Here is a 20,756-nt window from a genome sequence, read left to right on the forward strand (position 1 = left end):
TGAAGTTCGGCGAGGCGATGGATTCGCTATCACGTTCCAGCACAAGGACTCCTGAGCTGGGGGAGTCGGCTGATGCGGTCAGCGGGTGCCGTATTTGTAGGTTTGTTTGCGGAGTTTGAGGTAGATCATGATTTCGGCGTGGCGGACGCCGGCGAGGCCGCGGATGCGGGTGGAGACGAGGTCGAGGAGGGCTTCGTCGTCGGGGCAGACGGCTTCGCAGAGGATGTCGTAGCGGCCGGCGCAGACTACGACGTAGTTGATTTCTTCGATGGCGGCCAAGGTGTCGGCCACCGGTTGGACGGGGCCGTCGACCGTGATGGCGATCATGGCCTGGCGGAAGAGGCCGACCTGGAGGGGGTCGGTGACGGCGACGATTTGGATGACGCCCGCGTCGGCGAGTTTTTGGACGCGCTGGCGGACGGCGGCTTCGGAGAGGCCGACGGCTTTGCCGATGGTGGCGTAGGCGCGGCGGCCGTCCTCCTGGAGCTGGGCGATGATCTGTTTGGAGATGTCGTCGAGGTTGGGGGCTCCCCGGCCGGAGGTCTGGTCGGTCACGAGTGATCATCCTTCCCGATGGGGCACGGTACGTTGGATAGCGCACGCCGATTCCGGCGGTTATCGGTCCGACAAGGATGATCTCCCGTGAAGTACGTTCCGCGCGCGGTTCTGTTTCTAGGCATTCCCGCGCTCCTGTTCGCCCTCCCGTGGTGGCTGCTGGTCTACACGACCCTGTCCGGGCCCTGGTTCTGGTTGGGTACGGCGGTTTTCGCGCTCGGCTACCTGGCCCTGCCCGCGGGCATGCTGCTCGGGCACGGCCCCCGGCAATCCGATGCGGCGTCGCTGGTCGGCGACACCCTGCTGGGCCTGATGTGGGTGTTGTTCACCTGGTCGGTGATCGGTGCGGTGGTGCGCGGCGGTCTCGCTCTCGCGGGCGTGGACGACCCGGCGCGCTCGCGCATCGTCGCGGCCGGTGTGCTCGTGGTGTGGGCCGGGTTGAGCGCGTGGGCGATCTACGAGGCACGACGGCTGCCCCGGGTGCGCGCGGTCGAGGTCGAGATCCCCGGTCTCGGTGCGGGTTTGGACGGACTGCGGATGGTGGTCGTCACCGACACCCACTACGCCGCGACCGATCGGCTGCGCTGGTCGGAGCGGGTGGTCGAGACGGTCAACGCCCAACGCCCCGACATCGCCTGCCACGCGGGCGATCTCGCCGACGGCTCAGTGGCCGCCCGCAAGGCGCAGGTCGACCCGCTCGGCAAGGTCGAATCCGAATTCGGCCGCTACTACATCACCGGCAACCACGAGTACTTCGGCGACGCTCCCGGCTGGATCGAGCACATGTCCGGCCTGGGCTGGCGGCCGCTGCGCAACCAGCACCAGGTCATCACCCGCAACGGCGACAGCCTGGTGCTCGCGGGCATCGACGACCCGACCGGCGCCGGCCTGCCCGGCCACGGCCCCGACATCACCAAGGCCCTGGCCGGAGCCGACCCCTCCCACCCGGTCATCCTGCTGGCCCACCAGCCCAAACAGGTCACCGACGCGGTCTCCGCCGGTGTGGCCCTGCAGATCTCGGGCCACACCCACGGCGGCCAGATCTGGCCCTTCCGCTACCTGGTCCGCCTCGACCAGCCCGTCGTAGCCGGTCTCTCCCGCCACGGCACCCACACCCAGCTCTACACCAGCCGAGGCACCGGCTTCTGGGGCCCCCAACTCCGCCTCTTCGCCCCCAGCGAAATCACCGTCCTCATCCTCCGCGCCCCCGCCGCGTGATCGAAGAGAAGAAGACAAAAGCGGCCTAGAGCGGGCTGAGCCGGGCCCCCTCACCTGCCTTCCAGCCTCCTCGCGGCTCCGCCGTGTCGACCTCCCCGCGCGGCTATTCGCCGAGTGGCACATTTTTCGGGACTGAACGGACAAATACCTTCCGGGATGTGCCACTCGACGAGCGGTTAGGAGTCGAAGCCCAGGCCGGTGTAGTCGAGGGTTTTCAGCCAGAGGTTGCGGCGGCCCTGGTGGGCGTCGGCGCGGGCCAGGGACCAGCGGGTGAGGTGGATTCCCGCGGAGCGCAACGGTTCCGGGGGGAGGGGGAGGGGGCGGGAGCGGACCATGCGGAGGCGGGTGCGGTCGGTGTCGAGGTTCCAGAGTCGGTCGAGCATGACTTCCGCGCCGAAGCGGGTCGCGCCGACGCCGAGGCCGGTGTAGCCCGCGGCGTAGACGAGTCTGCCCTTGTAGGCCGAGCCGAAGAAGGCGCAGAAGCGGCCGCAGGTGTCGATGACGCCGCCCCAGCGGTGGGTGAAGCGCAGGCCGTCCAGTTGCGGGAAGGTCTGGAAGAAGTGCTGGGCCAGGGTTTCGAAGGTGGCCTCGTTGTATTCCAGGGTGGGCGCGATGCGGTTGCCGAAGTGGTAGATGGCGTCGTAGCCGCCGAAGAGGATGCGGTTGTCGCTGGTCAGCCGGTAGTAGTGGAAGCGGTAGGAGGCGTCGCCGAGTCCCATGCGGGTGTGCCAGCCGATGCTGTCGAGCTGTTGCGCGGTGAGCGGTTCGGTCATGAGCGCGTAGTCGTAGACCGGCACCACATGCCGTGACACCTTGGGCACCGGACCCGCGAACGCGCTGGTGCACAACGCGACCCGGGGCGCGCGCACCTCGCCGTGCGGGGTGTGCAGGGTCAGCGTGCCGCCGCAGGATTTCGAAATGCGTTGCACGGGAGTGCCTTCGTAGATGCGCACCCCGGATTCGAGGCAGGCGCGCCGCAGTCCCCACGCCAGCCGCGCCGGATCCAGCATGGCGACCCCGTCGCGGTCCCACCAGCCGCCGAGATAGGTGGGTGAGTGCACCATGCCCCGCACCTGGCCCGCGTCCAGCAATTCGGTGCGGTAGCCGAGGGATTCGGCGGCGTCGTGGCTTTCCCGCAGCCATTCGATCTCGTGCGGCGCGGTGGCGACCTCCATCTCGCCGGTGCGCTCGAAGTCGCAGTCGATGCCGTAGCGCAGGATGGCCTTCTCGATATCGTCGAGATTGGAGCGGCCGAGGCGTTCGAGCTGCCCGATCTCGTCGGGAAAGCGCTCCATGCCGTTGGCCAGGCCGTGAGTCAGGCTGGCGGAACAGAATCCGCCGTTGCGGCCCGAGGCCGCGTGTCCGCAGAGGCCGGATTCCAGCAGCACCACATCGGTGCCGGGATTGCGTTCCTTGGCCAGCAGCGCGGTCCACAGTCCGCTGTATCCGCCACCGATGACGGCCAGATCCGTGTGCGCGGCGGTGGTGAGGGGATCGGTGGGGGTCGGCCGCTCGGGCCGGTCGGTCCAATACGGCGTCGGTACTGAATCTTTCAGGGCCGACGCCCACAGTTTGCTCCCTTTGGCCGACATGGCCGATCAACTCCTTCTCTCTCGCCGATCGGTCCGGCCGTTCGGCTCCAACTACGGATGTGCTGGCCCGTGTGCAGATAAGCGGTAACCCCGTTCCCGGGTATGCGAAAAACCGCCGGTCGGTCCGCGAACGGACGACCGGCGGTCGGGAACGGGGTCAGCTGGTGGCGGCGCGATCGTCGCAGCGGCGGCGCATGCGCAGCTGCCCGGCGATATTCATGGCTGCGTGCTGCAGCCTCGGGTCCGACCCGGCAATGCGGGTGTCCACGGTAACCACCTCAGAACGTGACGTGTGCCGTGAGGATAGCTCAATTCCCGGGGGATTGCCGGAACCGGCTCGATACCGTGTCGTCGCCGTTACTCGGCGCGGAAGATCACCTCGTGCCAGGGTTTGCGCGCGACCGCCGTGATATCGGACATGACGTGCTTGATATTCGTGTACTCGTCGAATGCGTACGCGGACATGTCTTTTCCGAACCCGGAGGACTTGTATCCGCCGTGCGGCATCTCACTGACAATCGGAATGTGGTCGTTGATCCACACACAGCCCGCACGAATCTCCCGGCTCGCACGCTGGGTGCGGTACACGCCGCGGGACCAGGCCGAGGCGGCCAGGCCGTACGGGGTGTCATTGGCCAGCTCGATGGCCTCGTCATCGGTGTCGAAGGGCAGCACGACCAGGACCGGGCCGAAGATCTCCTGCTGCACGATCTCCGAATGCTGGGCCGCTCCCGTGATCAGGGTCGGTTCGAAATAGGCGCCCGCCTCGGGTGTATGGTCCGGAATTCGGCCGCCGCGAACGATTTTCGCGCCGGACTCCCGGGCGCGTTCCACCATGCCCATCACCTTGTCGCGGTGCGCGCGGGAAATGAGCGATCCCATATCGGTCTCCGGGTCCGAAACCGGCCCCAGCCGCACCTGATCCATGAGGTCGGCCACCCGGCCCACGAATTCCTCGAACAGCGGACGCTGCACATAGGCGCGGGTCGCGGCCGTGCAGTCCTGCCCGGCATTGATCAACGCGCCGGCGACCGCACCGCGCGCGGCGGCCTCGAGGTCGGCGTCGTCGAACACCACGAACGGCGCCTTGCCGCCGAGTTCGAGATGGACCCGCTTGACCGCGCCGGCGGCGGTCGCGGCCACCCGTCTGCCCACGCCGGTGGAGCCGGTGAACGAGACCATGGCCACGCCAGGGTGCTCCACCAGCGGCTGACCGGCCTCACCGCCGGTCCCGGTGAGGATATTGACCACCCCCGGCGGCACGCCCGCGTCGACCGCCGCCCGCGCGAACAGCAGCGAGGACATCGGGGTCAGCTCGGAAGGCTTGAGCACCACCGTGTTTCCGGCCGCGACGGCGGGCAGGATCTTCCAGGCCGCCATCTGCAGCGGGTAGTTCCACGGCGCGATGGACCCGATCACGCCGAGCGGCTCGCGGCGGATCGAGGAGGTGTGGTCGCCGGAGTACTCGGCGCTCGCCTTGCCCTCGAGATGCCGTGCGGCCCCGGCGAAGAAGGCGGTGTTGTCGATGGTGCCGGGCACGTCGAACTCGCTCGCCAGGCGAATCGGCTTGCCCGCGTTGGCGCTTTCCACCGCCGCGAGTTCACCGGCGCGTTCGCGCAGCAGCCGCGCCCACTCGTGCATGATGTCCGACCGGGCGCCCGGCGTGCGGGCGGCCCAGTCCCCGAACGCGTCCCGGGCCGCGGATACCGCGGCCTCGACGTCGGCGGCGTTCGCGCCCGCACCCGAGGCGATCTCCGCCCCGGTCGCGGGTTCGATGATCGACAATGGCGCACCCGAACCGGAACACGATGCGCCGCCGATGAATTGCAGTTCCACAGTCATACAGTGTGCCCGTCGGCGACGGTCAGCGCCTGATCGAGAATGGCGAGCCCCTCCTTGGCCTCGGCCTCGGAGATCGTGCAGGGCGGGACCACGTGCAGCCGGTTGAAGTTCACGAACAGCAGCAGTCCGGCGGCCTTGGCGGCGGCGACCGCCTCGGTCATGGCCGGGCTGCTGCCGCCGTAGGGGGCCAGCGGTTCGCGGGTGCTGCGATCGCGGACCAGTTCGACGGCCCAGAACACACCGAGTCCCCGGACCTCCCCGACACTCGGGTGCCGGTCGGCCAATTCGCGCAGGGCGGGCCCGATCACGCGCTCACCCATATCGGCGGCGTTCTCCACGATGCGTTCCTCGGCCATCGCGTTGATGGTGGCGACAGCGGCGGCCGTGGCCAGTGGATGCCCGGAGTAGGTGAGCCCACCGGGATACGGCCGATCGTCGAAGGTGGCGGCGATGTGCGGCGCGATGGCCACGCCACCCAGCGGCACGTACCCGGAGTTGACGCCCTTGGCGAAGGTGAGCAGATCCGGCACCACCTCACTGTGCCCATCAGAAGCATGATCGATGGCGAACCACTTCCCGGTGCGCCCGAACCCCGCCATCACCTCGTCGGCGATGAACACGATGCCGTACTTGTCGCACAGCGCCCGCACCCCGGCCAGGTATCCCGGCGGCGGCACCATGATCCCGGCCGTGCCCGGCACCGACTCCAGAATGACGGCCGCGATGGTGCTCGGCCCCTCGAAGACGATGGTCTGCTCGAGGTGCTGCAGCGCCCGCTCGGTCTCCTCGGCCTCGGTGGTGGCGTGGAACTGCGAGCGGTACAGGAACGGCCCGAAGAAGTGCACCACCCCGGCATTGCCGTGGTCGTTGGGCCAGCGCCGCGGGTCACCGGTCAGGTTGACCGCGGTCTCGGTGCCGCCGTGATAGGAGCGGTAGCGCGCGAGCACCTTGTACCGCCCGGTGTGCAACCGGGCCATGCGCACCGCGTGCTCGACCGCGTCCGCGCCGCCATTGGTGAAGAAGATCCGGTTCAGCGCGCCGGGCGTGCGCTCGGCGATGAGCCGCGCCGCCTCCGAGCGCGCGTCGTTCACGAACGCCGGGCCGATGGTGCACAGCGTGCCCGCCTGCTCCTGGATGGCGGCCACCACCTTCGGATGCTGGTGCCCGATATTGGTGTTCACCATCTGCGAGGAGAAGTCCAGCAGCCGGTTGCCGTCGCCGTCCCACACGTAGCAGCCCTGGGCCGCGGTGATCACCATGGGATTCAGCGATTTCTGCGCCGACCACGAGTGGAAGACGTGCTCACGGTCGAGTTCGTATGCGCGGGCCGCCTTTTCGCGTGCCGCTTCAGGGGTCAGGCCATTGGGGAGAGTCATCGCACGATCCCTTCGATGTGTTCCGGCGCTCTTTGTTCGCGGAGGCTCAGTGGTTCTTTGTTCGCGGAGGCTCAGTGGTTCTTTGTTCGCGGAGGCTCAGTGGTTCTGCGGGAAGCCGAGGTTCAGCCCGCCGTGGCTCGGGTCGAGCCAGCGGGTGGTGACGGCCTTGGTGCGGGTGAAGAAGTGCACGCCGTCGGTGCCGTGCGCATGCGAATCGCCGAACAGGGAGTTCTTCCAGCCGCCGAAACTGTAGTAGGCCATGGGAACCGGGATGGGGACGTTGATGCCGACCATGCCCACCTCGACCTCGTTGTGGAAGCGCCGGGCCGCGCCGCCGTCATTGGTGAACAGGGCGGTGCCGTTGCCGTAGGGGTTGGCGTTGATCAGCGCGAGTGCCTCGTCGTAGCTCTCGACCCGGACGACGGAGAGCACCGGGCCGAAGATCTCGTCGGTGTAGACGCTCATCTCGGTGCCGACATGGTCGAGAATCGTGGGGCCGAGCCAGAATCCGTCGTCTGCGCCGTCCGCCTTCACCGTGCGGCCGTCGAGTACCACGGTGGCCCCGGCGGATTCGCCCGCCGCGATGTAGGCGGCCACCTTGTCCCGGTGCGCCTCGGTGACCAGCGGACCCATGTCGGTGCCGCGGGTGCCGTCGCCGGTGCGAATGGTCTTGGCGCGCTCGGCGATCCGGGCCACCAGATCATCGGCGATGGAACCGACCGCCACCAGCGCGCTGACGGCCATGCAGCGCTCGCCGGCCGATCCGAATCCCGCGTTCACCGCGGCGTCGGCGGCCAGGTCCAGATCGGCGTCCGGCAGCACCACCATGTGGTTCTTGGCCCCGCCCAGGGCCTGCACGCGCTTGCCGTGCGCGGTGCCGTTCACGTAGACGTACTTGGCGATCGGCGTCGAGCCGACGAACGAGATCGCCTTGATGGCAGGGTTTTCCAGCAGCTCGTCCACCGCCACCTTGTCGCCCTGGACCACATTGAACACCCCGGCGGGCAGCCCGGCCTCCTGCCACAGCTCGGCCATCCACAGCGACGAGGACGGATCCTTCTCACTCGGCTTGAGCACCACCGTGTTTCCGGCCGCGATGGCCACGGGGAAGAACCACATGGGCACCATGGCCGGGAAGTTGAACGGCGAGATGATCGCCACCGGCCCCAGCGCTTGGCGCACCGAGAAGATGTCGACCTTGGTGGAGGCGTTCTCGGTGTACCCGCCCTTGAGCAGATGCGGTATGCCGCAGGCGAATTCCACGATCTCCAGGCCGCGGCTCACCTCGCCCATGGCATCGGCGAGCACCTTGCCGTGCTCGCTGGTGATGATCGCGGCCAGCTCCTCCTTGCGCTCGTTGAGCAGCTCGCGGAAGCGGAACAGCACCTGGGTGCGCTTGGCCAGGGACGCGTCGCGCCAGGCCGGGAAGGCGGCCGCGGCGGCCTCGACCACGGTGCGCACATCGGCCGCGGAAGCCAGCGCGACCTGTCCGGTCACCACACCGGTGGCGGGATTGGTGACGGGCGCGGTCGCCGTGCTCGATCCGGCGAAGGGCTTGCCGTCGAGCCAGTGAGCGATGGTCTGCATGTCTCCTCCTGTGTCGTCCGTCCTCACTCTGCGGCATTACCGGCCGGTTGACCCCCGACATTATGTGCGCGATTTCGCGCTTCGTTTTACGATTCGTCGGTGCACCTCACCGTTGCCGACGTCGTAGCCATGCCGGTGGTACGCGCCGGGCTGCCCGAACTCGTGGGCGGCGGATCCCTGGATCGCCCGGTGCGCTGGGTGCATGTGAGCGAACTTCCCGACGTCGCGAAGCTGCTGGTCGGGCGGGAACTGATTCTCACCACCGGGCAGGCGCTGGCCGGTAGCGACGCGGCCACCGTCGGGTATCTGGAAGCGCTGGCCGCCGCCGGGGTTTCGGGCCTGGTCGTCGAATTGGGCACCTACGTGCGGGAATTGCCGCCGGTGGTGGGCGCGACCGCGGACCGTCTCGGATTGCCGGTGGTGGCGCTGCACGAGGTGGTGCGGTTCGTGGAGATCACCGAGGCGGTGCACCGGGTGATCGTGGCCGACCAGTACGACGAGCTGGAATTCGCGCGCACCGTGCACGAGACCTTCACCGCGCTGAGCGTGCGCCGCGCTTCGCTGGCCGAGATCGTGAAGACCGCTGCCGGGATGCTGGACGCCTCGGTCGTGCTCGAGGACCTCACCCACCGCGTGCTGGCGCTGACCGCCCGCCACACCGGCACCCCGGCCCTGCTCGAGCGCTGGGAGTCCACCTCGCGGCTGCTGCCCGACACCGACCCGAATGTCGTTCCGGTGGGCCCGCACACGCAACCCTGGGGTCGGCTCATCCTGCGTTCGGGCCGCGGACCCGACGCCCGCGCCCGCATGGTCCTCGAACGCGCCGCCCAGACCCTGACCCTGCACCGCATGATCGAGCGCGACCGCTTCGGCCTGCACCGGCAGGCGCAGACCGGGCTCATCGACGACATGGTCACCGGCCGTGTCACCGACGAACGCGACGCGGTGGCGCTGGCCGCGGCCCTCGGCCTGGCCCGCCGCGCCCGATACGTTCCCCTGGCCGTGGAGATCGCGGCCGCCGCGGAGGCCGATCCGGTGGCGCAGCAGCGCCGCACGGCCGCCCTGCTCGACGCCGCCCTGCACGGCGTGGCCCTGGCCAAGGCGACCGCGCTGGCCGCGCCCGACCACGGCACTCGAATCACCATGGTGCTGGCCATCTCTCGCGGCGGTGACCTGGACGCCGCCCTCGCCGCCGTCTGCGCCGCCATGCTCGCCGAGATCCGCCGGGTGCCCGGTGTGGAACGCGCCGTCATCGGCGCCGCCGCCGAATCCGACTCCCTGCTCGACTCCGCCCGCGAGCTGGCCCAGGCCGCTCACGTCGCCGAAGTGGCGCTCTCCCTGGCTTCTTCGACCACCCGCCCCTACTACCGCAGCGGCGACATCCGCCTGCGCGGCCTGCTCTCCCTCATCCGCGACGAGCCCGGCGTCCAGCGCTTCGCCGAAACCGAACTGAGCGCCCTGCTGCGCCACGACATCCGCAACGACACCGACCTCACCCGCACCCTGCGCCTGTTCCTCGACCTGGCCGGCAACAAAACCGAACTGGCCAAACGCCTCAACATCAGCCGCCCCACCCTCTACGACCGCCTCTCCCGTATCGAACGCATCCTCGCCGTCCACCTCGACGACGGCGAAACCCGCACCTCCCTGCACACCGCCCTGCTCATCCGCGATCTGGTCCCCGAAACCCGCTGATCGGGACCCGGGCATACTTGCCGCGTGGAGTTCGGGATCTTGGGTCCGATCGAGGCGTGGCGGGCCGATGGGGTTCCGTTCCCGATCGGGGGTCCGCAGGTGCGGGCCTTGTTGGCGGCGTTGGCATTGGATGCGGGTCGAGTGGTGGGCCGCGAACGGCTCATCGACGAGCTGTATGGGGAGCAGCCGCCGGGGGACGCGGGCCACGCCTTGCAGTCGCAGGTGTCGCGGTTGCGGCGGGCCCTGCGCACCGGGCTGGGGGAGGACGAGTTCGTCGAATCCACCGGGGCCGGTTACCGGTTGGCCGTCGATCCGGATGCGGTGGACGCGCTGCGGTTCACCCGGCTCGCGGCGCAGGGTAGGAAAGCCTTGCAGGACAGGGACGCCGGAGCGGCATTGACGCTGCTGGACGAGGCGCTCGGGTTGTGGCGGGGTCCGGCGCTGGCGGATGTGCTCGAGGCGCCCTTCGCCGAGAGCCGATCCGCCCGGCTGGGTGAGGCGCGTCTGGCCGCCGAGGAGGATCGGGCCGAGGCCGCGCTGGCGGTCGGCGAGCCGCAGGCGGTGCTCGGGGCGCTCTCGGAACTGGTTGCGGCGCATCCGCTTCGCGAACGAGCCCGAGCCCTGCTCATGCGCGGCCTGTACGCGGCGGGCCGCCAGGCCGAGGCCCTGGAGTCATTCGAACAGGGCCGTCGTCTGCTCGCCGACGAGCTGGGCGCCGACCCGTCGGCCGAGCTGATGGACGCCCACCTGGCGATCCTGCGCGCGGAAGAGGCCGCGGCGGTGTCGAATCGGCGCCTGCCGACACCGCTCACCAGCTTCGTGGGACGCGAGGACGAGCTGGCCCGGTTGGTGCCGCTGATCGCACGGGCCCGGCTGGTGACGCTGCTCGGCCCGGGCGGCACCGGCAAGACGCGTCTGTCGCTGGCGGCGGGCAGTCGGGTCCGGGGCGAGGTGTGCTTCGTCGAACTGGCTCCGCTGGAAGACGGTGCGCAGGTGGCACAGGCCATCGCGGCGTCCATGGGATGCCGCGACCTCTCGGCGCATGGAGCGGCCGGGCCTCGCGACGACGAGTCGCAGCTGATCGCCATGCTCGCCGAGCGCCCGCCGCTGCTCATCCTCGACAATTGCGAGCACCTCGTCCTGGAGGTGGCCCGCCTGGCTCACCGCCTGCTGATCTCCTGCCCGGGCCTGCGCATCCTCGCCACCAGCCGCGAGGCACTGCGGGTGACCGGTGAAACGCTGTTCCCCGTCCCCCAATTGCCGGTGGCCGCAACCGGTTCCGCGCTGGCCGAGCAACTGTCCGCCCCGGCCGTACGCCTGTTCGCCGACCGCGCCGCCGCGGTCCGGCCCGGCTTCGCCCCCGACGCGGGCACGATCGCCCTGGTCTCTCGCATCTGCGCCCGCCTCGACGGTCTCCCGCTGGCCATCGAACTGGCCGCCGCCCGCCTGCGCACCCTCGACCTGCCCGAAATCGACGCCCGCCTGAGCGACCGCTTCCGCCTGCTGGCCCGCGGCGACCGCACCGCCGAACCCCGCCACCAGACCCTCCAAGCCGTCGTCGCCTGGAGCTGGGACCTCCTCGATCCCGGCGAACGGCTACTGGCCCAACGCTTCTCGGTCTTCGCGGGCGGAGCGACCGCCGAACATGCCCGCCACGTCTGCGTCGCGGACGACGATGACCTGAGGTCCGACCTCGACGATCTGCTCGCCGACCTCGCCGACAAATCCCTCCTCGAGGTGACCGCGGGCCGTTACCGCATGCTCGAAACCATTCGCGACTTCGCCCGCACCCGAGCCCTCGAATCCGGCGATCACCCCGAAACCCAACGCGCCCACGCCGAATACTTCACCACCCTCGCCGAAACCGCAGACCCCTTGCTGCGCACCGCCACCCAGCTCGACCACCTGACCCGCCTCACCACTGATCACGACAACCTCCAGTCCGCCCTGCACTGGTCCGTCACCAACGCCCCCACCCTCGCGGCCCGCCTCATCGCCGCCCAAGCCTGGTACTGGTGGCTCACCGGCCGCCCCGGCGACGGCCCCGCCCTCGCGAACAAGCTCCTGCCGGAACTGAATTCGCACACCCTGCGGCACACTCTGCCCCGCCCTCGCAACACCGAGCGAAACGGGTCATCCGCGGCGGATACGCCCCTGGGCCGCGGCGAATTCGGCGCACCGTGTGCGGATCCGGTCGCGACCGCCGGACCGGCCGGGCCGCCGGTCACCGTCGATGCGGAGCGGGTCGGGCGGTCGGCCCTTGAAGCGACTCGTGAGCGCGATGGATTCGATGCGCCGTGTGCGGATCCGGCGGCGAAGGCTTCACAGGCCGAGGCACGGGTCATCGTCGATGCGGAGACCTTCGCGCTGTGCGTGGCGGTGGCCGCGCGGGGGCGGAATGATCTCAGGGCCGAGCTCGAGCGGGCGGGTGTGGGGGTCGCGGCGCTGGAAGGGCCGCTGCGGCAGCCGCATCTGGTGTTCCTGCTGGCGATCGCTGGCGGCATCTTGCCCGGCGAACCAGGGGAGTTGCGCCGGTTGTTCGGCACCGACCCCTGGTCACTGGCGTTCCTGCACCTGGGGGATGGGCTCGCGTTGTTCATGTCCGGCAGGGTTGAGGAGTCCGAACCCGAATTCACCATGGCGTTGGCGGGTTTCCGGGGGACCGGGGATCGGTGGGCGATCGCCGCGAGTCTGGACAAGCTGGCGGCGGTGGCCGAGCGGCGCGGGGATCTGGCCACCTCGCTGGCCCTGATCGATGAGGCCATCGCGGTGAACACCGAATTGGGCTGGGCCGCCGACACCGCCGATCTGCTGACCAGGCGGGGCGATATTCATTTCGGTGGTCCGGACTCCCAGCGCGATGTCGCGGCGGCGCGAGCGGATTACGAGCGTGCGGTGGAGCTTTCGCGGACCGACGGTGCTATCGATATGCGTGCCAATGCCCTGCGTGGACTGGGCGACGTCGCGCGGACCGAAGATCCGGAGCTGGCACGGGAGCACTACACGGCGGTGCTGGCCATCCCGGCCGGTGGTTCGCTCACCATCGCCGAGGCCCACGACCGCGCGCGGGCGGGTTTGGCGCTGCTCGACGGGGAATAATCCCAGGTCGGAGCGTCGGTGAGGGATGGTGAGCCGACGGTGAGGGGTTGGTGAGCGCACCCGGTCAAAGTTCGTGTCATGACCAGCACACAGCAGTTCGCCAACAAGACCGTCCTCATCTCCGGCGCCAGCGTCGCGGGCCCGGCCCTCGCCTTCTGGCTGACGAAGTACGGCTTCACCGTCACCGTCGTGGAGCAGGCCCCGGCCCTGCGGGAAGGCGGCTACAAGGTCGACCTGCGCGGCGTGGCGATGGAAGTCATCGACCGCATGGGCCTGTCCGAGGAGATCCGCGGGGCCTCCACCGATATGCGCGGTGGCGCGTGGGTGGACGCGAACGGCAAGGCCATCGCCACTCTCGGTCCGGACCTGATCGGCATGCGTTCGCCCGGCGACGACGAGGTGCTGCGCGGGGACCTGGCCCGGATCTTGTTCGACGCCACCAAGTCAGGCGTGGACTACCGCTTCGGCGATGCCATCACCGAGCTCGTCGAGCACGCCGACGGCGTCGAGGTGCACTTCCGTCACGCCGCGCCCCAGGTGTTCGACCTGGTGATCGGCGCCGACGGCATGCATTCCACGGTGCGCCGCAGCATCTTCGGCGCGGAGGAGCAGTTCGCCCGCCACACCGGCATGGCCGCCTGCGTCATCTCGGTGCCCAACTACCTGGACCTCGATCACTGGGAGCTCGTCCACCCCACGCCCGGCCACATCGTGCAGATGTACAGCACCCAGCGTTCGACGGCCAAGGTGCAGTTCATCTTTCCCGCCCCCGAGCAGCTGCCGGACCGCCGCGACACCGCCACCCAGCAGCGGTTGGTGGCCGAGGCGTTCGCGGGCGGCGGCTGGGAGGTGGCCGATCTGCTGCGCGCCATGCCGGAGTCGCCCGACTTCTACTTCGACACGGTGAGTCAGATCCACCTGGAGCGGTGGTCCTCGGGCCGTGTCGCCCTGGTCGGCGACGCCGCGTACTGCCCGTCTCCGCTGTCGGGGCAGGGCACCAGCATGGCCTTGGTCGGCGCGTACGTCCTCGCCGGTGAACTCCACGCCGCGGCCGGTGATCACCGCGTGGCCTTCGCCGCCTACCAGGAGCGCATGCGCGAATACGTCGAAGAGAACCTCACCCTGGGCTGGAACAACGCCACCCAGATGGTCGCGTCCAACGCCCGCACCCTGCGCCTGCATCTGACCGCCATGCGAGTGATGGTCCGGCTGCCGTGGAAGGGCATGGCCCTGCGCTCGATCATGAAGCCGATCGAGAAGGCGGCCAACGCCATTCGACTGCAGGACTACTGAACCGCACCGCGGCTCGGCCCCGGGGTCCACCCGGGGCGGCGGATCCTCATTCTCCGGGTGGATCCCTGATGTGCGGATATGTCGTTGGATGGGAATCTCGACAAGTCGGATCGCTCGAAAGGAACGCCGGACGTGACCATCGCCGTATACACCACCTGGGCGTGGGTGGCATTCGAGATCGCCCTGCGAGTGCGGGATCGGGTGCGCGGCACCGGTTCCACCGCGGGGGACGGCGGTACCCGGCTGGCCATCATGCTGCTGGTGGCGGCGGCCATGACCGTGGCCAGCTTCGCCGGAATCCTCCTGCCCGCCGACAGCCCGCTGCGTTTTCCCGGTCCGGTGGTCCCCTGGCAGGTGGTCGGCATCGCCCTCATGTGGCTCGGCCTGGCCATCCGGGCCTGGGCGATCACGGTGCTGGGCAAGCACTTCCGCACCACCGTCGAGGTGGACGCCGATCAGCCGGTCGTCAGCCACGGCCCCTACCACTGGATCCGCCACCCCTCCTACACGGGCGTCCTGCTGATCACCGTCGGTTTCGGCATCGCCTCGGCCAACTACCTCTCGCTGCTGCTCACCACGGTCGTCCCCGTCTACGCCTTCCTGCGCCGCATCCGCCTGGAAGAGCGGACCCTGGTCGACACCCTGGGCGCGCCCTACGAGAACTACCGCCTCACCACCAAGCGGCTGGTCCCCGGCGTCTGGTGATCCCACCGGATGACCCGTCAGGATTTCTTGACGCTCCCCGGTCGTCAGGTTAACCTGACGGCATGAGTGGTGAAGCGTTGTCCACCTCCGCATTGGCCGAGCAGGTCACCGATCCCGATCCGGCCGTCGGACTCGCCGCGGTCGCGGCCCTGCGCCGGCTGCTCGAAGAACTCGAGCGGGTACAGGTGGACAACGCGCGTGACAGTGGCTGGAGCTGGCAGCAGATCGCCGAGGCGCTGCGGGTCAGCAAGCAGTCGGTGCACGAGAAGCACTCGGGCAGAAGAAAAGTCAGCGGCAAGGAGTAGATCCGTGTTCGAACGATTCACACTCTTGGCACAGCGGGCGGTCGCCAACGCGCAGGACGCGGCGCTCGCGCTGGGGCACGATTTCATCGGAGCCGAACACCTGTTGCTCGGCCTCTGCGCGACCGCCGGAACCGGCAGCGAGGTCTTGCGGGCGCACGGCATCGAACTCGAGGCCGTCCGCGACCACACGGTGACGCTGGCGCGGCAGGCCGGAATCCCCGAAACCAGGGGACAGCCGACGCGCGACGCGCTGGCCACCCTGGGCATCGATGTCGACGCGCTCCGGCAACGCGCCGACGCGTCCTTCGGGCCGGGCGTCTTCCGATTCCCGCGCCCGGCCTTCACCCCCGGCGCGCAACAGGTGCTGGCGACCGCGGTTCGCGAGGCGGGCGCACTCGGCTCCCCACGCGTCGACACCGAGCACCTGCTGCTGGGCCTGCTGCACGAGACCGACGGCCTCGCACACCGATTGCTGACCGACCTGACCGCCGACCACACCGCGCTCCGCACGGACATCCTCACCCGCACCGCCCGGCGAGCAGGCTGAACGGCCGATCCCGGACCCTATCGAGCTGTCTCGTACCGGATCTCGTGCCGCGCGGCAATCGGATTGATCTTGGCCGGATCGAGTGCGCCGTCCGTGAGCACCGCCGGACCGGCCTCGATCAGGTCCTCCAGATAGCACTCCCAGCCACCCGGCGAGGAGATCTGGATGAGCCGCGGCGGGGGTGTGGAACCGCGGCGCAGGGCATGCGGAACACCGTGGGGGAGCAGCACGAACGCACCGGCGGCGGCGTGCACGACACGGTCGTCGAACTCCACCTCGAGGATGCCGTCGAGCACGTAGATGCTCTCGTCGGCGACATGGTGGGTATGGCGCGGAATATCGCGTGCCAGAGTGACTTCCAAGAGCGAGAAGCGGCCTTCGGTATCGGCGGTGGTGGCCTTCACGGCGAACGCGGGCGGCAGGGGAATGCGGCCGGGGCGGACCGTGCCGGGATCGAGCAGCAGAAATCGATTGCGGGACATGGTGGTACCCTCTCCATCGAGATAAACGGAACCGGAATCCGATTCCGTTTCGAGTGTAGGCCGAGAGGGAACCCGAGTGTCAAGCCCGTCATCGCCGGCACGCAAGGCGCGTGCGGACGCCTCGCGCAATCGCGACCGCATCCTGGAAGCCGCGCGAAACCTGTTCGCGGAGCGTGGAAGCCGAGTGCAGCTCCCGGAGGTGGCGCGCGCCGCCGGTGTCGGCATCGGCACCGTGTACCGGCACTTCCCGACCCAGGCCGCGCTCATCGAGGCCGCCGCCGCGCAACGCTTCGCCGAGATCGAGGAATACGCGCGCACCGAGTGCCTGCGGCGGGCCGAGCCGGGGCAGGGTCTGCTGCGCTACCTGACCCATGTCGGTGAAACCCTCGCGGCCGACAGCGGATTGTCGGCCGCGATCGAAGCCGCCCGCGACTCGCGCGGCAGCGAACCGCGCGGCGAGGCCCTCGACCGGCTCGCGGTGGTGATCGGCGGCATCATCGAATCGGATTGCACCGCAGGGGCATTGCGCGCCGATCTGACGGTCGCGGATGTGTACATGGTGGTCGGCGCGCTCTCGGCGACCATCCGGGCGGACAGCGGTGACTGGCGTCGGCTGCTGGCCCTGCTGTTCGAGGGTCTGCGGTCCTCCTGAGGCCCTTGCCGAGGTATGCGTCAGGCCGGATCGGCGCCCATGGGGTTGGGGTAGGGGACCTCGCCGCTGCGAGCCACCGCACGCGCGGCGGGGGTGAGCACCGACAGTGTTTCGAGCATGCCCGGCACCCCGCGGTAGGCGGTCATGGCCAGGGCGTCGGTGCGGGCCTCGAGGTGTTCGCGCAGGGCGCGGCCGGGGTCGGTGATGCCCTCGGCGTCGAGCAGTTTGCGCTCGATGAGGCGCTCTCGCGCTGCCTCCCAATCGGTTTCGCTCCAGCCGCGATTGTCGCGCCACAACTGGGGTGGTACGCCCCGCGCGGCCGAGAACAAGACGTGCGCCTCGCAGCCGTCGATTCCCTCGCTCAGCAGGCACGCCACATGACCGTCGCCGCGATGCTCGCGCAGCGCGGTGGCGGCCTGCCACAGCGCGTGCACCGCGTCACCCGGGACGGGCAGGTCGCGGTTGGCGGCGAAGAGCGGACGTCCCGCGACCTCCGCGGCGGCGATCGCGTCGCGCAGGTGCGGCACCGTGCGCGCGGCGACAGTGGTGATGTCGGGCACCAGGTTTCGCAGCACCGCGGCGGCCGCGATGGTCCGGGTGGCGATGACCGTGTCGGGCGTGGCGAAGGACCAGGCGTCGGGGATGGCCCGCCGGACCATCGCGGGATGGAAACCGTAGAAGGTGGCCTCCACGACCGACGGGCCCACCGCCCCCAGCGGTGCCGAGCGGGTCGCGAAGTATCCCATCCAGAAGCCGCGCAGCCCGATCGCTTTGTTGGCCGCCCGGCACTCCGCGGAGAAGTAGGAAACGGCGTGCAGCGGTTCCAATACGCGCCACATGTCCCGCGCGAGGTCGGTGTCCATCGACCCACCCTAGCCGCTGAGTACAGCCAGCTGAAGCCAGGATGTGCGAATCCGGGTCACACACTTGGTATCTGCTGGTAACCCAAACACATATCCACGCAACATTCCGGGTCGCACAATTCCTCCCATGACCGAGATTCAGGAGCGGTCGGCCTACGGTGACCGGGTGATCGCCGTGGAGCCGGGCGGCGACGACTTCATCCCCGAGGACGCCCGGCACGGGACTCCTCGAAAACTGTTCTGGACGTGGATGTCTCCGAATATGGAGTTCGCCACGGTGTTCGTGGGCGTGCTGGCGGTCACCGCCTACGGCATGAACTTCTGGCAGGCGAGCCTGGGCCTGGCGGTCGGCACCGCCCTCGGGGCGGCGGCGCACTATCTGCTGTCGGCGCGCGGCCCGCTGCACGGCGTTCCGCAAATGGTGCTGGGGCGCTTGGCTTTCGGCTATCGGGGCAACAAGCTGCCCGCCGCGTTCATGTCGATCATGTGCGGTGTCGGCTGGTTCGCCACCAACTCGGTGAGCGGGGCGTTCGCGCTGAACTCCCTGACCGGACTGCCGAAGGTGCCCGCGCTGCTGGTGATCGTGGTGGTGCAGACGGCGTTCGCGTTCTTCGGCCACAATCTGGTGCAGGCCGTCGAGCGCATCGCATTCCCCCTGCTGGCGATCGTCTTCGCGCTCGTCACCGTGGTGATCTTCAGCAAGGCGCACCTGGGCGCGCCCGCCCCGGCCGGGGGAGTGGGCGGCATGGGCGGATTCCTGCTGACCGTCGGCACCGCGTTCGGTTACGGCGCGGGTTGGAACCCGTACGCCGCCGACTACTCCCGGTATCTGCCGGTCTCCTCGTCACGGCGCGCGACCGGCGGCTACGCCTCGGCCGGACTGTTCCTGTCCTGCCTCTGGCTGGAAGTAGTGGGCGCGGCCTCGGCCACGGTGACCGGCTCGGCGCAGGGCAGCCCGACCGATGTGTTCACCGCGAATCTGTCCACGCCGCTGGCGGATCTGACCCTGCTGGCCATCGCGGTCGGAGCGGTGGCGGCCAATGCGCTCAACGTCTATTCGGGCGCGATGGCCTTCGTCACCATGGGATTCCGATTCTCGCTGCGGGCACAGCGGGCGGTGGTGTCGGCGGCCTTCGGCGTGATCGGATTCCTGGTCGCCTGGTGGGCGCTGCCCGACGCGGCCGCCAGCTACGAGGGCTTCCTGCTGATCGTGGCGTACTGGATCGGCCCGTGGCTGGGCGTGGTCTTCGCCGATGAGTACCTGCGCCGCGGGCAGCGCGTCGACGACCTGCTCTACGACCGCTCCCACACGAATTGGGGTGGCGTGGGCGCGTTCCTGGTCGGCCTGGTGGTGTCGGTGCTGTTGTTCTCCAATCAGGAGAAGTTCGTCGGAGCCGTCGCCAAGGCGGTCCCGCAACTCGGTGACATCACCTTCTTCGTCGGGTTCCTCCTCTCCGGCGCGGCTTACGTGGCCGTCAACCGCTCCCGGCTTTCGCGGGTACCGGTGGCAGCATGATCGACATGATCAACGCACAGGATCTGCTGACCACCGCCTACGACGAAGCGATGCTCGGATTGCGGGAGGGCGGAATCCCGATCGGCGCGGCCCTGTTCGACAGCGCGGGGAATCTGCTCGGCCGCGGCCACAATCGCCGCGTCCAGAACGACGATCCGAGCGTGCACGCCGAGACCGACGCCTTCCGCAATGCGGGCCGCCGCCGCGACTACCGCGACACCATCATGGTGACCACGCTGTCCCCGTGCTGGTACTGCAGCGGGCTGGTCCGCCAGTTCGGCATCGGCGCGGTCATCGTCGGGGAGTCCCGCACCTTCACCGGCGGCCACGATTGGCTTGCCGCGCACGGTGTCTCGATCACGGTGCTGGACGACCCGGCCTGCGTCGACATGATGACCCGCTTCATCGCCGAACGGCCCGAGCTGTGGAACGAGGACATCGGAGTGGCCGAATGACCGCGATCGCGACCATCGACCTGGACCGTTGGCGCGCAGGCGGCGAAGCCGCGGACCGGGTGCTGCGCGAGGTGGACGCGGGCATGCAGCGCGCCGGGTTCCTGCTGGTGCGCGGACACGGTGTGCCGGAAGGACTTCCGGCCGCCCTGCGCGCGGCGGCCCGGCGCTTCTTCGCCCTGCCCGAGGCGGTGAAGCAACAGTACGCGGTCTCGGTCGGCGGCCGCGGCTGGATCGGTCCCGGCCTCGAGGCCAATGGCTACGCCGAGGGCACCGAGACCCCGCCCGACCTCAAGGAGACCTTCGCCATCGGCGCGGACACCCGCACCGGTGACCCGCTCGTCGACGAGGTCTGGTTCCTCGACAATGTGTGGCCCGCCGAGGTGAGCGAGTTGCGCGAGCTGTTCCTCGCCTACACCGCCGCCGTGCACACGCTCTCCGACGAGCTGCTGGCCCTGTTCGCCGCGGCACTCGCCCTGCCGCACAACCCGTTTCAGGGCCTGGCGAGCCGACCCACCTGGACCTGCAATATCAACCACTACCCACCCCTGGCCGAGGTCGGCCCGCCCGAGCCGGGCCAGTTCCGCATCGGACCGCACACCGATTTCGGCACCGTCACCGTCCTGGACCGCGAACCCGGCGCGGGCGGCCTGCAGGTCTACACCGACGAGGGCGGCTGGGAAGACGCACCCTACGACCCCGCCGCCCTCACCGTGAACATCGGTGACCTGCTGGCCCATTGGAGCGGCCAGCGCTGGCCCGCCGGCCGCCACCGCGTCCTGCCGCCCCAGCAATCCGCCCCCGACGAGGACCTGATCTCCCTCATCTACTTCTACGAACTCGACCACGACGCCCGGGTGACACCCCTCGAGCCACCCATCGGCCGCGTCCCCGGCCTGAAACCGGTCATCTCCGCCGAGTTCCTCCGCACCCGCCTCGACGCCATCACCCTCGGCTGAAAGATGAACCCTCTCAGA

The 20,756-nt window shown here is 69.4% G+C and carries 18 protein-coding genes; 11 read left to right on the forward strand and 7 right to left on the reverse strand.

The window, feature by feature from the left end; translation table 11 throughout:
• Positions 1–78: 78 nt before the first annotated feature.
• Positions 79–555, reverse strand: coding sequence for an Lrp/AsnC family transcriptional regulator (locus tag GPX89_RS05600; RefSeq protein ID WP_328601531.1), 477 nt, complete (start codon positions 553–555; stop codon positions 79–81).
• Between the two features lie 87 nt (positions 556–642).
• Here GPX89_RS05600 and GPX89_RS05605 point away from each other — a divergent pair, with 87 nt between their 5' ends.
• Positions 643–1,773, forward strand: coding sequence for a metallophosphoesterase (locus tag GPX89_RS05605; protein ID WP_328601532.1), 1,131 nt, complete (start codon positions 643–645; stop codon positions 1,771–1,773).
• 176 nt (positions 1,774–1,949) lie between these two features.
• Here the strand turns inward: GPX89_RS05605 and GPX89_RS05610 are convergent, their stop codons facing one another.
• The 4 genes from GPX89_RS05610 to GPX89_RS05625 form a co-directional block, all read right to left on the reverse strand.
• A complete protein-coding gene (locus GPX89_RS05610; RefSeq protein WP_157355440.1) occupies positions 1,950–3,365 on the reverse strand; it encodes an NAD(P)/FAD-dependent oxidoreductase in 1,416 nt (471 codons plus the stop codon).
• 357 nt (positions 3,366–3,722) lie between these two features.
• Positions 3,723–5,207: a gamma-aminobutyraldehyde dehydrogenase gene (locus GPX89_RS05615; protein ID WP_157355441.1), complete on the reverse strand. Its 1,485-nt coding sequence runs from the start codon at positions 5,205–5,207 to the stop codon at positions 3,723–3,725.
• A complete protein-coding gene (locus GPX89_RS05620; protein WP_157355442.1) occupies positions 5,204–6,583 on the reverse strand; it encodes an aspartate aminotransferase family protein in 1,380 nt (459 codons plus the stop codon). Before GPX89_RS05620 ends, GPX89_RS05615 begins: the two co-directional genes overlap by 4 nt.
• Positions 6,584–6,679: 96 nt before the next feature.
• On the reverse strand, positions 6,680–8,170 hold the full coding sequence (locus GPX89_RS05625) for a CoA-acylating methylmalonate-semialdehyde dehydrogenase (protein WP_157355443.1): 1,491 nt from the start codon (positions 8,168–8,170) through the stop codon (positions 6,680–6,682).
• A gap of 99 nt (positions 8,171–8,269) precedes the next feature.
• On the opposite strand from GPX89_RS05625, the gene GPX89_RS05630 reads away from it, so the two are divergent.
• The 6 genes from GPX89_RS05630 to GPX89_RS05655 all read left to right on the forward strand — a co-directional run bounded on the left by GPX89_RS05630 (position 8,270) and on the right by GPX89_RS05655 (position 15,814).
• Positions 8,270–9,865, forward strand: coding sequence for a PucR family transcriptional regulator (locus tag GPX89_RS05630; RefSeq protein ID WP_328601534.1), 1,596 nt, complete (start codon positions 8,270–8,272; stop codon positions 9,863–9,865).
• Between the two features lie 24 nt (positions 9,866–9,889).
• Positions 9,890–12,964 (forward strand): BTAD domain-containing putative transcriptional regulator, encoded by a 3,075-nt coding sequence (locus GPX89_RS05635; protein ID WP_157355444.1) that lies wholly within the window; start codon positions 9,890–9,892, stop codon positions 12,962–12,964.
• A gap of 78 nt (positions 12,965–13,042) precedes the next feature.
• Positions 13,043–14,257 (forward strand): FAD-dependent monooxygenase, encoded by a 1,215-nt coding sequence (locus GPX89_RS05640; protein WP_157355445.1) that lies wholly within the window; start codon positions 13,043–13,045, stop codon positions 14,255–14,257.
• A gap of 132 nt (positions 14,258–14,389) precedes the next feature.
• Positions 14,390–14,962 carry a methyltransferase family protein gene (locus GPX89_RS44325; protein ID WP_157355446.1) on the forward strand — a complete coding sequence of 191 codons (573 nt, stop codon included), beginning with the start codon at positions 14,390–14,392 and terminating at the stop codon, positions 14,960–14,962.
• Positions 14,963–15,024: 62 nt separating this feature from the next.
• On the forward strand, positions 15,025–15,267 hold the full coding sequence (locus GPX89_RS05650; RefSeq protein WP_157355447.1) for a hypothetical protein: 243 nt from the start codon (positions 15,025–15,027) through the stop codon (positions 15,265–15,267).
• A gap of 4 nt (positions 15,268–15,271) precedes the next feature.
• Positions 15,272–15,814 carry a Clp protease N-terminal domain-containing protein gene (locus GPX89_RS05655; RefSeq protein WP_157355448.1) on the forward strand — a complete coding sequence of 181 codons (543 nt, stop codon included), beginning with the start codon at positions 15,272–15,274 and terminating at the stop codon, positions 15,812–15,814.
• Positions 15,815–15,831: 17 nt separating this feature from the next.
• Here GPX89_RS05655 and GPX89_RS05660 read toward each other — a convergent pair whose 3' ends face one another.
• Positions 15,832–16,296, reverse strand: coding sequence for a cupin domain-containing protein (locus GPX89_RS05660; RefSeq protein ID WP_157355449.1), 465 nt, complete (start codon positions 16,294–16,296; stop codon positions 15,832–15,834).
• Positions 16,297–16,372: 76 nt separating this feature from the next.
• On the opposite strand from GPX89_RS05660, the gene GPX89_RS44330 reads away from it, so the two are divergent.
• A complete protein-coding gene (locus GPX89_RS44330; protein ID WP_328601535.1) occupies positions 16,373–16,948 on the forward strand; it encodes a TetR/AcrR family transcriptional regulator in 576 nt (191 codons plus the stop codon).
• A 20-nt stretch (positions 16,949–16,968) separates the two neighbouring features.
• Here GPX89_RS44330 and GPX89_RS05670 read toward each other — a convergent pair whose 3' ends face one another.
• Positions 16,969–17,811 carry an SCO6745 family protein gene (locus tag GPX89_RS05670; protein ID WP_235946667.1) on the reverse strand — a complete coding sequence of 281 codons (843 nt, stop codon included), beginning with the start codon at positions 17,809–17,811 and terminating at the stop codon, positions 16,969–16,971.
• A gap of 127 nt (positions 17,812–17,938) precedes the next feature.
• Here GPX89_RS05670 and GPX89_RS05675 point away from each other — a divergent pair, with 127 nt between their 5' ends.
• From GPX89_RS05675 to GPX89_RS05685, 3 genes are read left to right on the forward strand one after another with little or no spacing between them, the layout of a single operon-like run.
• The gene (locus GPX89_RS05675; RefSeq protein WP_157355450.1) at positions 17,939–19,327 is read left to right on the forward strand and encodes a purine-cytosine permease family protein; all 1,389 of its coding nucleotides are present in this window, start codon (positions 17,939–17,941) and stop codon (positions 19,325–19,327) included.
• Positions 19,328–19,332: 5 nt separating this feature from the next.
• Positions 19,333–19,782 carry a nucleoside deaminase gene (locus GPX89_RS05680; protein ID WP_157355451.1) on the forward strand — a complete coding sequence of 150 codons (450 nt, stop codon included), beginning with the start codon at positions 19,333–19,335 and terminating at the stop codon, positions 19,780–19,782.
• Complete coding sequence (locus GPX89_RS05685; protein WP_157355452.1) at positions 19,779–20,738, forward strand: isopenicillin N synthase family dioxygenase; 960 nt, start codon at positions 19,779–19,781, stop codon at positions 20,736–20,738. The genes GPX89_RS05680 and GPX89_RS05685 overlap by 4 nt, the downstream gene beginning before the upstream one ends.
• The last annotated feature ends 18 nt before the right edge of the window (positions 20,739–20,756 follow it).

The organism is Nocardia terrae, assembly GCF_009760405.1.
Taxonomy (GTDB): Bacteria; Actinomycetota; Actinomycetes; order Mycobacteriales; family Mycobacteriaceae; genus Nocardia; species Nocardia terrae.

Excerpts from the sequence above, each read along its gene's own strand:
- GPX89_RS05610 (WP_157355440.1), bottom strand. The coding sequence starts at position 3,365 with ATGTCGGCCAAAGGGAGCAAACTGTGGGCGTCGGCCCTGAAAGATTCA.
- GPX89_RS05615 (WP_157355441.1), bottom strand. The coding sequence starts at position 5,207 with ATGACTGTGGAACTGCAATTCATCGGCGGCGCATCGTGTTCCGGTTCG.
- GPX89_RS05620 (WP_157355442.1), bottom strand. The coding sequence starts at position 6,583 with ATGACTCTCCCCAATGGCCTGACCCCTGAAGCGGCACGCGAAAAGGCG.
- GPX89_RS05625 (WP_157355443.1), bottom strand. The coding sequence starts at position 8,170 with ATGCAGACCATCGCTCACTGGCTCGACGGCAAGCCCTTCGCCGGATCG.
- GPX89_RS05640 (WP_157355445.1), top strand. The coding sequence starts at position 13,043 with ATGACCAGCACACAGCAGTTCGCCAACAAGACCGTCCTCATCTCCGGC.
- GPX89_RS05650 (WP_157355447.1), top strand. The coding sequence starts at position 15,025 with ATGAGTGGTGAAGCGTTGTCCACCTCCGCATTGGCCGAGCAGGTCACC.
- GPX89_RS05660 (WP_157355449.1), bottom strand. The coding sequence starts at position 16,296 with ATGTCCCGCAATCGATTTCTGCTGCTCGATCCCGGCACGGTCCGCCCC.
- GPX89_RS05670 (WP_235946667.1), bottom strand. The coding sequence starts at position 17,811 with ATGGACACCGACCTCGCGCGGGACATGTGGCGCGTATTGGAACCGCTG.
- GPX89_RS05675 (WP_157355450.1), top strand. The coding sequence starts at position 17,939 with ATGACCGAGATTCAGGAGCGGTCGGCCTACGGTGACCGGGTGATCGCC.
- GPX89_RS05680 (WP_157355451.1), top strand. The coding sequence starts at position 19,333 with ATGATCAACGCACAGGATCTGCTGACCACCGCCTACGACGAAGCGATG.
- GPX89_RS05685 (WP_157355452.1), top strand. The coding sequence starts at position 19,779 with ATGACCGCGATCGCGACCATCGACCTGGACCGTTGGCGCGCAGGCGGC.